Genomic DNA, 11,959 nt, shown 5'->3' with positions numbered 1-11,959 from the left:
AACCGACCGGCTTAACTGTGAAGTGATTCACATCTGCCGTGTCGATGGAGGCGCATTATAGGGAGTTCTCTGCAGGCCGCAACCGCTAAATGACAGAAAAATGACTGACTGCTGCATTCCCCAGCAAAACCCCGCCTTATACCCTTTTACGCACAGACTTATCCACAGAGATACGAAAAAGTGAAAATTCGCGAGCGTTGCGCAAACGTTTTCGTTAAAATGCTCGCGCTTAACAAGGATGCCTCGTCAGGTGTGTTAGATGAGTTTTTCGCTGGAAAATTCATCTAACGCTCTCTGTAATCGTGAAATCCAGGGGATTTACCATGCAACAACGTCGTCCAGTCCGCCGCGCTCTGCTCAGTGTTTCTGATAAAGCCGGTATCGTCGAATTCGCTCAGGCACTTTCTGCACGCGGTGTGGAGCTGCTTTCTACAGGTGGTACCGCTCGCCTGTTAGCAGAGAAAGGTCTGCCGGTAACCGAAGTGTCCGATTACACCGGTTTTCCGGAAATGATGGATGGACGCGTCAAGACCCTGCACCCGAAGGTCCACGGCGGTATTCTTGGTCGTCGCGGCCAGGACGACGGCATTATGGAAAAGCATGATATCGCGCCAATCGACATGGTCGTCGTTAACCTCTACCCGTTCGCGCAGACCGTTGCCCGCGAAGGCTGCTCTCTGGAAGACGCCGTCGAAAACATTGATATCGGCGGCCCAACCATGGTGCGCTCAGCGGCTAAGAACCATAAAGATGTTGCCATCGTGGTGAAGAGCAGCGACTACAACACCATTATTAATGAGATGGATGCCAACGAAGGGTCGCTGACGCTGGAGACGCGTTTCGACCTCGCCATCAAAGCATTCGAGCACACCGCCGCGTACGACAGCATGATCGCCAACTACTTCGGTAGCCTGGTGCCTGCTTATCATGGCGAAAGCACTGAACCTTCCGGTCGCTTCCCGCGTACGCTGAACCTGAACTTCATTAAGAAGCAGGATATGCGTTACGGTGAGAACAGCCACCAGCAGGCTGCCTTCTATATAGAAGAAGCGGTAAAAGAAGCCTCTGTTGCGACCTCACAGCAGGTTCAGGGCAAGGCACTCTCCTATAACAACATCGCTGACACCGATGCAGCGCTCGAGTGCGTGAAAGCGTTCAGTGAACCCGCCTGCGTAATCGTGAAGCACGCGAACCCATGTGGCGTAGCGGTAAGCACCTCCATTCTTGACGCCTATGATCGCGCCTATAAAACCGACCCAACCTCCGCATTCGGCGGCATTATCGCCTTCAACCGCGAGCTGGACGCTGACACAGCACAGGCCATCATCTCCCGTCAGTTTGTCGAAGTGATCATCGCTCCTTCTGCATCCGACGAAGCCCTGAAAATTACCGCGGCAAAACAGAACGTGCGCGTACTGGTGTGCGGCCACTGGGCTGAGCGCGTACCGGGTCTGGACTTCAAACGCGTGAACGGCGGTCTGCTGGTTCAGGATCGCGATCTGGGCATGGTCACCGCGGGCGATCTGCGCGTCGTGACGAAACGCCAGCCTACCGAGCAGGAACTGCGTGACGCGCTGTTCTGCTGGAAGGTTGCGAAGTTCGTGAAATCCAACGCGATTGTCTATGCAAAAGAGAACATGACCATCGGAATAGGCGCAGGCCAGATGAGCCGCGTTTACTCCGCGAAAATTGCCGGTATCAAAGCGGCTGATGAAGGTCTGGAAGTGAAAGGCTCGGCAATGGCCTCTGACGCCTTCTTCCCGTTCCGTGACGGTATCGACGCTGCTGCTGCTGTGGGCATTACCTGTGTTATCCAGCCTGGCGGCTCAATCCGTGACGACGAAGTCATTGCCGCTGCTGACGAACACGGCATTGCGATGATCTTCACCGACATGCGTCACTTCCGCCATTAATCCACGGAGCAGAAAATGAAAGTATTAGTCATTGGTAATGGCGGGCGCGAGCACGCTCTGGCGTGGAAAGCGGCCCAGTCGCCGCAGGTAAAAACCGTCTTTGTGGCACCGGGTAATGCCGGTACTGCGCTGGAACCCACGTTACAGAACGTCGCTATCGGCGTGACCGATATCCCGGCCCTGTTGAGCTTTGCTCAGCAGGAGAAAATCGATCTGACCATCGTGGGTCCGGAAGCGCCGCTGGTGATTGGCGTCGTTGACGCCTTCCGGGCTGCTGGCCTGCAAATCTTCGGCCCAACGGAAGGGGCTGCACAGCTGGAAGGTTCGAAAGCCTTCACCAAAGATTTCCTCGCACGTCATAACATCCCGACGGCGGAATATCAGAATTTCACCGAAGTAGAGCCAGCCCTGGCTTACTTACGTGAAAAAGGTGCGCCTATCGTTATCAAAGCCGACGGTCTGGCCGCCGGTAAAGGCGTTATCGTGGCGATGACGCTCGAGGAAGCCGAAGCCGCGGTTCAGGATATGCTGGCAGGCAACGCCTTTGGCGATGCGGGCCATCGCATCGTGATTGAAGAGTTCCTTGACGGTGAAGAGGCGAGCTTTATCGTGATGGTCGACGGCGAGCATGTTCTGCCGATGGCCACCAGCCAGGATCATAAACGCGTTGGCAATGCAGATACCGGGCCGAACACCGGCGGTATGGGCGCTTACTCCCCTGCCCCTGTGGTCACTGACGAAGTGCATCAGCGCACCATGGACCGCATTATCTGGCCAACCGTCAAAGGCATGGCTGCTGAAGGTAATACTTACACCGGTTTCCTCTATGCAGGCCTGATGATCGACAAACAGGGCAATCCGAAGGTGATTGAGTTCAACTGCCGCTTCGGCGATCCGGAAACACAGCCAATCATGCTGCGCATGAAATCTGACCTGGTGGAACTGTGTCTTGCCGCCTGTGAAGGTAAGCTGGATGAGAAAACGTCTGAGTGGGATGAACGTGCTTCTCTGGGCGTGGTGATTGCTGCGGGGGGTTATCCGGGTAATTACAATACCGGTGATGAGATCCACGGTTTACCGCTGGAAGAAGTGGAAGGCGCGAAGGTATTCCACGCCGGCACGAAGCTGTCTGACGACGATCGCGTGCTGACCAATGGCGGCCGTGTACTGTGTGCGACCGCGCTGGGTCACACCGTTGCAGAAGCACAGAAGCGTGCCTATGCGCTGATGGCAGATATTCACTGGAACGGTAGCTTTAGCCGCCAGGATATCGGCTATCGCGCAATTGCGCGTGAGCAGGGCGAGTAATTCTTCAGCCAGCCCCTCTCCCGTCAGGGAGAGGGGACGTCACTCAAAAACTCTTTTCTGTCGGCTGCCAGGTGCAGAAGTCTTCGTTCGCGACCAGCAGCAGTTGAGAACCTTCCGGCGCTTCCAGCCACGCCACACTCACTTCCATTGATGAATGCCGCTGACGGCGCTCAATATGTTCGGTTGCCCAGGCTTCAAACTCAGGCTTAACGGTTTGCCCTTCGCAGGTTGTTACCGTGCCATTAGCATGCCAGCGCCCCTGGCGCAGCACAACGCGTCCCTGACGCAGCGCATCGCTGGTCTGGCGGATTTGTTCGGCACGATAACGATAGAGTGCGACTTGATCGCTGGAAAGCTGCTGTTTTTGACCGCTGACTTCCCGCTGCATAAAGCTCAGCTCGCCATGGTCATCAAAACGCACTTTCACATGTTCGGGGGTCTTGCTGTAGACATTCAGTTCTATCAGCGACAGGTCATCGCCCTGCCAGCGATACTCCGCGGTCGACGTATTGCCGTTATGCCACGGACTGAAAGCAGAAAGCAGATGCACTTCGCCGCCAGAATCTTTGCGCCAGATCCTCACCGCACCCTGGTTGTCAGCGTAGCCGCTGGCGGTAAACGGTGGCAGAGAGGTGTCGTGGCTACAGGCGGACAGAAACATCACGCCCGCTAGCGCGAAAAGACCACGCCAGACAGACAAAAGGGGCGTTGCCGCCCCTTCGTTAAAACTGTTCACTGCCACGCGTCTTACTTAACAGCGTCTTTCAGTGCTTTACCAGAAACAAATGCCGGCACGTTAGCTGCGGCGATTTTGATTTCTTTACCGGTCTGCGGGTTGCGGCCAGTACGCTCAGCGCGGTGGTTCACTTTGAAGGTACCGAAACCAACCAGTTGTACAGCATCACCTTCTTTCAGAGACTCAGTAATAGCAGCCAGGGTAGATTCCAGAGCAGCTTTAGCCTGCACTTTAGACAGATCAGCCTTGTCCGCAATTACATCAATCAGTTGAGTCTTGTTCATAAGTTATCCTTTCAATGTGTTTATCGCTTGCTAAGCATCGAGTGCGACGAAAATGCCAAAAAAGCACTCTCCTGCATACACGCACCGATAGCCACTTTTTTTCGCCCCCCAAATGTAGACCAGACAAGGGGCGAAAGGGAAGAGTCGAGGAGCGACAAAACGAGCGTTATATCAAGTTTTGTTGTCTCATTGGTTAAAAATTATACCAATATTGCTCTCACCAGCCTCACGTAAGTCCGCACGGAGCCCTTTTATCAGCTCAATATCGCGTTCTTCACACTCTGCCAGCAGGCGGAAAATTTCCCACTGGATATCCCATTCCTGCTCAACCGCGGGGTTCACTCGCAGCTCTTCGTCGGTCATTTCCCGACCTTCCTGGGTCATTTCCAGCATCGCGACAGTCGTAATGGATGCCTTGCTGACTTCGATAGCATGCTCCAGCGTTTCACCGCTCAGACGGGAATGAATCAGTTCGCTTAATGCCACGCAGGCATCAATGGCCGGATAGACACCATACAGGTCGTAGTCATCCGCCGCCGGGATCGCCTCTTCAAGCTTTTCAAGCTGAGAGTCGAAGTTCACCTTAGCGTCTTTGACCGTCAGCGTCTCCCAGATTAAATCCAGGATGCGGCGATAAATCTGCCCTTCACCAAAGCCTGTCTGCTTGCAGAACGCGGCATAGTTGGGATACATGCGCTCGCACAGGCAAGCCATAAAAGTCACGTGCTGCCAGCTTTCCAGCTTCTCAAGGCGCAGATGAATCGGGTTTTGTAGCATGATGAGGTCTCGAATCGAAAATTAGCCGCAGTTTACCTGAATCATCACTGAATTTCTTGCCAACGCGTAAAAGCCGGACGCCCTGACGCTACGGCATCAGCCCAGCGGGTGGGCTCCGGTAAGCGATACCCTTTCATGCAGCGCTGCACCCACGCCAGCGCACTGTCCGTGCTCACCCGATGCCCGGTGGCGATAAACAGGGGGTTACAACGCGCTTTACTGCGCCAGACCCACGCCAGTTGCTCACCCTTATCGATGAGAGGTGCCAGCGCGCCTGGCTCGGCGGAGAGCGGCTCAAACGCACCGCACAGGCGTTTTTTAGCCACACCGATGGTGGGGACATCCACCAGCAGCCCAAAATGGCTGGCGACGCCTAAGCGGCGCGGATGAGAGATACCATGGCCGTCGACAAACAGCAGGTCGGGTTTTTGCGAGAGTTGCTCCCACGCTGCCAGCAGCGCGGGATATTCACGGAATGAGAGAAAGCCAGGAATGTACGGCATGGTGGTGGCGATACGCGCCACCTTGTACTCCACCAGTTCCAGCGAGGGATACTTCAGCAGCACCATTGCCGCCCGCGTCACTTCACCTCCCTGCTCAAACCCCACATCTGCTCCGCCAATGTACTGCGGCGGGTCTGTGTCCAGACGATCCTCGCGGATCACGGATGAGGCCAGTTCTATCTGTTGAGCGCGTAATGACGCGAGATCCATAACCACTCCTTACTGATGATAATGTGCAGAAAGTCGGTGCACCGCCTCCACAAACGCGCCAGCATGTTCTGGCGGTACATCCTGATGAATACCGTGCCCGAGGTTGAACACGTGTCCTTCGCCCTGGCCGAAACCAGCAAGAATGGAGGCCACCTCTTCCTCAATACGGGCAGGCTGAGCATAGAGCATAGACGGGTCCATGTTGCCCTGCAGCGCCACTTTGTCACCCACGCGACGGCGCGCATCGGCAATATCGGTTGTCCAGTCGAGACCCAGCGCGTCACAGCCGGTTGCGGCCATGGCTTCCAGCCACTGCCCGCCGCCTTTGGTGAACAGCGTCACCGGCACCCGGCGACCTTCGTTTTCACGCAGCAGGCCATCGACGATTTTATGCATGTAATACAGCGAGAACTGCTGGTAATCGCGCCCGGTCAGCACGCCGCCCCAGGTATCGAAAATCATCACCGACTGCGCGCCTGCTTTAATCTGCGCGTTAAGATAGAGTGTGACGCTCTTCGCCAGCTTGTCGAGCAGCGTATGCAGCACCTGTGGCTCCGCGTACATCATCTTTTTAATGACGGTAAAGGCTTTGCTGCTGCCACCTTCTACCATATAGGTCGCCAGCGTCCACGGGCTGCCTGAGAAGCCAATCAGCGGCACTTCGCCTTTCAGTTCACGGCGAATTGTGCGCACGGCGTTCATCACATACCCCAGCTCCTGCTCAGGATCCGGTACCGGCAGCTTATCAACGTCGGCTTTGCTTTTGATCGGGGAGGTGAAACGCGGACCTTCACCGGTTTCGAAATAGAGCCCAAGGCCCATGGCATCCGGAATGGTCAGAATGTCCGAAAAGAGAATAGCGGCATCCAGCGGGTAGCGTCGCAGCGGCTGGAGCGTCACTTCGCAGGCCAGCTCGGCATTTTTGCACAGCGACATAAAATCACCCGCCTGCGCACGCGTGGCTTTGTACTCTGGCAGATAGCGCCCCGCCTGGCGCATCATCCACACCGGGGTGACATCAACGGGCTGGCGCAGCAGCGCACGCAGATAACGATCGTTCTTCAGTTCGGTCATTTTGCAGTTCCTTATTGCGTCAGTCCGTGAGTGTAACACTACTCATACTCGGCCCGACACATTGCCACGGTATCTTCTATCAGCCGACGGGCTACCGTTCCCGGCGGGGGTAACAGTGGCAAATCGTCATAACGGTACCAGTTCGCGTCCAGCAGCTCTTTCTGGTCGATAACAATCTCACCGCTATCGTATTCGGCCATAAACGCCGTCATCAGCGACTGCGGGAACGGCCACGGCTGAGACGTTACGTAACGCAGGTTCTTCACCCGGATCCCGCTCTCTTCCATCACTTCACGCGCCACCGCCTGCTCCAGCGTTTCGCCCACTTCAACGAACCCGGCAAGAACTGTATGAATGCCGTTGCGATGGCGGGTATGTTGCGCCAGCAGGATGGAATCGTCACGCCGGATAGCGACGATAATGCACGGCGCAATCTGCGGATAATAGCGTTCACGGCAGTGGCTGCAGAGCATGGCCCACTCGGTTTTGCTCGGGTGCATGGTATGCCCGCAGTAGCCGCAGTATTTATGCGATCGGTAAAACTCGGCCAGCTGCACGCCACGGCCTGCCAGCTGGAACAGGCCCACATCGAGATCCAGCACCTGACGAACGGATCCCATGTCCTGGCGGCGAGGCTGCTGGATCAACCACACCGGCTCCCCTTGCCACTCGCCGATCTTCAGCGCAGGCTGACCAACGAGATCGAAACGATCGGCAGTGCCATAGGGTATTTCCCCACCGGGCAGCCATAATTTTTGTTCGTGACTGACAATCCACCAACCCAGATCTGATTTTTCAATAATACGATCCATATCTATTGCACTACCTTCGCTTCACTGACATGTTGTTAGCATTGTGGTTACATTTTGGATAAGCAGAATCAATTCTAAACCTTGCGGAGTCGAACATGTTAAACCAGCTAGAAAGCCTGACTGAGCGCGTTAGAGGAAGTAACAAACTGGTGGATCGCTGGCTACATGTGCGCAAGCATCTACTCGTGGCTTATTACAATCTGGTCGGTATTAAGCCTGGCAAAGAATCGTTTATGCGGCTGAATGAAAAAGCGCTGGATGATTTTTGTCAGAGCCTGGTCGACTACCTGTCCGACGGCCATTTCAATATTTATGAACGCATTATCCGCGAAATGGAAGGCACTAGCCCGTATTTAACGGCATCCAAACTCTACCCGCTGCTGGAAGCCAATACCCAGCAGATCATGAATTACTACGATTCCACCCTCGAGAACGCCATCGATCACGACAACTACCTTGAGTTTCAACAGGCGCTGTCCGATCTCGGCGAAGCGCTGGAAGAGCGATTCTCGCTGGAGGATAAGCTGATCGCCCTCGTACTGGATAACGATTCTAAGGCCAGCAACGAAGATAACATCGCGCGGCCTGCTTGAGTTCTTAATCGTTAACGAGTAGTTTACAAACATTCGCCCCTCTCAGGAGGGGGTATTACACGAAATCATTCATGCGATAGCGTGAACGATGGCGTGTAAATTTCTTGTCGGAGTGCCCAGTGTGAAAGCACGGGCTGAGACCGTTAATTCGGGATCCGCGGAACCTGATCAGGCTAATACCTGCGAAGGGAACAAGAGTAAAACTGCTGTAGTATCGCCCCCGGGCGATCTCCTCTTGCTTCATCCGTCGTCTGACAAGCCATGTCCTTCACTTTTGGAATGAGCTATGTCTACTACTAAACTGACCCGCCGCGAACAGCGCGCACAAGCCCAACACTTCATCGACACCCTGGAAGGCACCGCTTTCCCGAACTCTAAGCGTATTTACATCACCGGCTCTCAGGCGGATATCCGCGTTCCGATGCGCGAAATCCAGCTTAGCCCGACGCTTCTTGGCGGCAGCAAAGAAAACCCGCAGTATGAAGACAACGAAGCCGTGCCGGTGTATGACACGTCTGGCCCGTACGGCGATCCTGATGTGGCCATTAACGTGCAGCAGGGTCTGGCAAAACTGCGCCAGCGCTGGATTGACGCGCGTAACGACTGCGAAGAACTGACGGTTCGCAGCTCTGCCTACACCAAAGAGCGTCTGGCCGACGACGGCCTGGACGAACTGCGCTTCGCGGGCCTGCTGACGCCGAAACGTGCGAAAGCGGGCAAATGCGTTACCCAGCTGCACTATGCGCGTCAGGGGATCGTCACCCCGGAGATGGAGTTTATCGCCATCCGTGAAAACATGGGCCGTGAGCGCATCCGTAGCGAAGTGCTGCGCCACCAGCATCCGGGCGAAGGTTTCGGTGCCCGCCTGCCGGAAAACATCACCCCGGAGTTTGTGCGCGATGAAGTGGCCGCTGGCCGCGCGATTATCCCCGCCAACATCAATCACCCGGAATCCGAACCGATGATTATCGGCCGCAACTTCCTGGTGAAGGTCAACGCTAATATCGGTAACTCCGCGGTCACCTCCTCCATCGAAGAAGAGGTCGAGAAGCTGGTCTGGTCAACGCGCTGGGGTGCGGACACGGTAATGGATCTCTCCACCGGGCGTTATATCCACGAAACCCGCGAGTGGATCCTGCGTAACAGCCCGGTGCCTATCGGAACGGTGCCGGTCTATCAGGCGCTGGAGAAAGTGAACGGTATCGCTGAAAACCTCACCTGGGAAGCGTTCCGCGACACGCTGCTGGAGCAGGCTGAACAGGGTGTAGACTACTTCACCATCCACGCGGGGGTGCTGCTGCGCTACGTGCCGATGACCGCGAAGCGTCTGACCGGCATTGTCTCGCGCGGGGGCTCAATCATGGCGAAGTGGTGTCTGTCTCATCATCAGGAAAACTTCCTCTACGAACACTTCCGCGAGATCTGCGAAATCTGTGCCGCTTACGACGTCTCGCTGTCGCTGGGCGACGGCCTGCGCCCTGGTTCCATTCGTGATGCCAATGACGAAGCGCAGTTTGCCGAGCTGCACACGCTGGGCGAGCTGACCAAAATCGCCTGGGAGTATGACGTGCAGGTGATGATTGAAGGCCCGGGCCATGTCCCCATGCAGATGATCCGCCGCAATATGACGGAAGAGCTGGAGCACTGCCATGAAGCACCATTCTATACCCTGGGGCCGTTGACCACCGATATTGCCCCGGGTTACGACCACTTCACCTCCGGAATTGGTGCGGCAATGATCGGCTGGTTCGGTTGTGCCATGCTCTGCTATGTGACGCCAAAAGAGCACCTCGGTCTGCCCAACAAAGAGGACGTGAAGCAGGGGCTTATCACCTACAAAATTGCCGCCCATGCTGCGGACCTGGCGAAAGGCCATCCAGGCGCGCAAATTCGCGATAACGCGATGTCGAAGGCCCGCTTTGAATTCCGCTGGGAAGATCAGTTTAACCTCGCGCTCGACCCGTTTACCGCCCGCGCCTATCACGACGAAACCCTGCCGCAGGAGTCCGGCAAAGTGGCCCATTTCTGCTCCATGTGTGGGCCAAAATTCTGCTCGATGAAGATCAGCCAGGAGGTGCGTGACTACGCCGCCGCGCAAACCATTGAAGTGGGCATGGCGGATATGTCAGAAACCTTCCGCGCGAAAGGCGGCGAAATCTACCTCAAAAAAGAGGAGGCGTAATGTACCAGCCCGATTTCCCACCCGTGCCCTTTCGTTTGGGGCTCTACCCGGTGGTGGACAGCGTGGAGTGGATTGCCCGCCTGCTGGAGGCAGGTGTACGCACGCTGCAGCTACGCATCAAAGATAAACGCGATGAGGAGGTGGAGAACGATGTCGCCGCCGCCATCACGCTGGGGCGTCGGTATAACGCCCGCCTGTTTATCAACGACTACTGGCGACTGGCGATAAAGCACCAGGCCTACGGCGTGCATCTGGGTCAGGAGGACCTGGAGACCACAGACCTGAATGCCATCCGGGAAGCCGGTTTGCGCCTGGGTGTCTCGACCCATGACGATATGGAGATTGACGTGGCGCTGGCGGCTCGCCCTTCGTACATTGCGCTTGGACACGTCTTCCCGACGCAAACTAAACAGATGCCCTCCGCGCCACAAGGGCTGGCACAGCTGGCGGCTCACGTGAAGCGTCTTGCGCAGTACCCGACCGTGGCCATCGGCGGGATTAGCCTTGAACGCGCTTCGGCCGTGCTGGATACCGGTGTCGGCAGTATCGCCGTCGTCAGTGCCATCACTCAGGCCGCAGACTGGCAGGCCGCCACCCGGCAGCTCTTACAACTGGCAGGAGCAGGCGATGAATGATCGTGACTTTATGCGCTATAGCCGCCAGCTCCTGCTGGAGGATATCGCCATCGACGGGCAGCAAAAGCTGCTCGCCAGCCGGGTTTTGATTGTCGGGCTGGGCGGATTAGGCGCGCCTGCCGCGCTCTATCTGGCCGGTGCAGGCGTGGGCACGCTGGTACTGGCCGATGACGACGAGGTGCATCTTAGCAACCTGCAGCGTCAAATCCTCTTTACCACCGAGGATATCAACCAGCCCAAAGTACACATTACCCGCCAGCGCCTGAACCAGCTGAACCCGGATATTGAGCTCATTGCGTGTCAGGAGCGGCTCAGCGGCGACAATCTGCTCCGAGAAGTCGCCCTGGCCGACGTGGTGCTGGACTGCACCGACAATATGGCAACCCGCCAGGCGATCAACGCCGCCTGTGTCGCAAAAAATACGCCGCTTATCACTGCCAGCGCGGTGGGGTTCGGCGGGCAGATGATGGTCCTGACACCGCCGTGGGCGCAGGGCTGCTATCGCTGTCTGTGGCCAGACGATGCTGAGCCAGAGCGTAACTGTCGCACCGCGGGCATTCTTGGCCCGGTTGTGGGGGTGATGGGTACCCTGCAGGCGCTCGAGGCCATCAAGCTGCTCAGCGGTATGGAGACCGAGCGCAACACGTTGCGGTTATTTGACGCCCGCTCCAGCGGCTGGCGTCATCTGGCGTTACACCGCGCCAGCCACTGCCCGGTATGTGGAGGCGGCAATGCGCATTCTGTTTAACGATGAGCCGATGAAATGCGAGGACGGGCTCACCGTTGCCGTGCTGCTCGATAAACTGCGCCAGCTCAAGCCGGGAACGGCGCTGGCGCTCAATCAACAGATCCTGCCGCGCGAGCAGTGGGAACATCAGCAGGTCAGTGAAGGCGACCAGATCCTGCTGTTTCAGGTTATTGCAGGGGGCTGA

Annotated in this window: 12 protein-coding genes, 2 pseudogenes and 1 riboswitch; of the genes and pseudogenes, 8 read left to right on the top strand and 6 right to left on the bottom strand. The window is 56.6% G+C overall.

Annotation, left to right across the window (positions count from 1 at the left end; translation table 11 throughout):
• Window positions 1-323 precede the first annotated feature (323 nt).
• The gene (purH, locus tag F8561_RS06075; protein WP_151887237.1) at window positions 324-1,913 is read left to right on the top strand and encodes a bifunctional phosphoribosylaminoimidazolecarboxamide formyltransferase/IMP cyclohydrolase; all 1,590 of its coding nucleotides are present in this window, start codon (window positions 324-326) and stop codon (window positions 1,911-1,913) included.
• A 15-nt stretch (window positions 1,914-1,928) separates the two neighbouring features.
• Window positions 1,929-3,221 (top strand): phosphoribosylamine--glycine ligase, encoded by a 1,293-nt coding sequence (purD, locus tag F8561_RS06070; protein ID WP_020882989.1) that lies wholly within the window; start codon window positions 1,929-1,931, stop codon window positions 3,219-3,221.
• Window positions 3,222-3,264: 43 nt separating this feature from the next.
• Here the strand turns inward: purD and F8561_RS06065 are convergent, their stop codons facing one another.
• From F8561_RS06065 to hemE, 5 genes are all read right to left on the bottom strand, one after another.
• Window positions 3,265-3,957, bottom strand: a complete 693-nt coding sequence (locus F8561_RS06065; protein WP_151887238.1) for a DUF1481 domain-containing protein — start codon at window positions 3,955-3,957, stop codon at window positions 3,265-3,267.
• 11 nt (window positions 3,958-3,968) lie between these two features.
• Complete coding sequence (gene hupA, locus F8561_RS06060) at window positions 3,969-4,241, bottom strand: nucleoid-associated protein HU-alpha (protein ID WP_002445246.1); 273 nt, start codon at window positions 4,239-4,241, stop codon at window positions 3,969-3,971.
• Between the two features lie 186 nt (window positions 4,242-4,427).
• Window positions 4,428-5,018: a YjaG family protein gene (locus F8561_RS06055; RefSeq protein ID WP_014168169.1), complete on the bottom strand. Its 591-nt coding sequence runs from the start codon at window positions 5,016-5,018 to the stop codon at window positions 4,428-4,430.
• Between the two features lie 44 nt (window positions 5,019-5,062).
• Window positions 5,063-5,731, bottom strand: coding sequence for a deoxyribonuclease V (gene nfi, locus F8561_RS06050; protein WP_025206412.1), 669 nt, complete (start codon window positions 5,729-5,731; stop codon window positions 5,063-5,065).
• A gap of 9 nt (window positions 5,732-5,740) precedes the next feature.
• Window positions 5,741-6,805, bottom strand: coding sequence for a uroporphyrinogen decarboxylase (gene hemE / locus F8561_RS06045; protein ID WP_108647624.1), 1,065 nt, complete (start codon window positions 6,803-6,805; stop codon window positions 5,741-5,743).
• 1 nt (window position 6,806) lies between these two features.
• On the opposite strand from hemE, the pseudogene F8561_RS24600 reads away from it, so the two are divergent.
• Window positions 6,807-6,896: pseudogene (locus F8561_RS24600) on the top strand (hypothetical protein); the annotation flags it as partial.
• On the opposite strand, the pseudogene nudC reads toward F8561_RS24600, so the two are convergent.
• A pseudogene (gene nudC, locus F8561_RS06040) lies at window positions 6,865-7,617 on the bottom strand (NAD(+) diphosphatase); the annotation flags it as partial. The pseudogenes F8561_RS24600 and nudC overlap by 32 nt on opposite strands.
• 95 nt (window positions 7,618-7,712) lie before the next feature.
• Between nudC and F8561_RS06035 the strand changes: the two are divergent.
• The 5 genes from F8561_RS06035 (at window position 7,713) to thiS (ending at window position 11,959) form a co-directional block, all read left to right on the top strand.
• Window positions 7,713-8,210, top strand: a complete 498-nt coding sequence (locus F8561_RS06035) for an Rsd/AlgQ family anti-sigma factor (protein WP_014168165.1) — start codon at window positions 7,713-7,715, stop codon at window positions 8,208-8,210.
• Window positions 8,211-8,308: 98 nt separating this feature from the next.
• Window positions 8,309-8,418, top strand: a riboswitch (TPP riboswitch).
• A gap of 78 nt (window positions 8,419-8,496) precedes the next feature.
• Window positions 8,497-10,392 (top strand): phosphomethylpyrimidine synthase ThiC, encoded by a 1,896-nt coding sequence (gene thiC / locus F8561_RS06030; RefSeq protein WP_025206413.1) that lies wholly within the window; start codon window positions 8,497-8,499, stop codon window positions 10,390-10,392.
• A complete protein-coding gene (gene thiE / locus F8561_RS06025) occupies window positions 10,392-11,027 on the top strand; it encodes a thiamine phosphate synthase (protein WP_108647626.1) in 636 nt (211 codons plus the stop codon). The genes thiC and thiE overlap by 1 nt, the downstream gene beginning before the upstream one ends.
• On the top strand, window positions 11,020-11,775 hold the full coding sequence (locus F8561_RS06020; RefSeq protein ID WP_014168162.1) for a HesA/MoeB/ThiF family protein: 756 nt from the start codon (window positions 11,020-11,022) through the stop codon (window positions 11,773-11,775). Before thiE ends, F8561_RS06020 begins: the two co-directional genes overlap by 8 nt.
• The gene (gene thiS / locus F8561_RS06015; protein ID WP_014168161.1) at window positions 11,759-11,959 is read left to right on the top strand and encodes a sulfur carrier protein ThiS; all 201 of its coding nucleotides are present in this window, start codon (window positions 11,759-11,761) and stop codon (window positions 11,957-11,959) included. The genes F8561_RS06020 and thiS overlap by 17 nt, the downstream gene beginning before the upstream one ends.

The sequence above is a fragment of the Enterobacter sp. 198 genome, from assembly GCF_009025585.1.
GTDB lineage: Bacteria > Pseudomonadota > Gammaproteobacteria > Enterobacterales > Enterobacteriaceae > Enterobacter > Enterobacter ludwigii.
The sequence above is the reverse complement of the archived record's forward strand: the minus strand, read 5'-3'. Positions and strand labels throughout refer to the sequence as shown.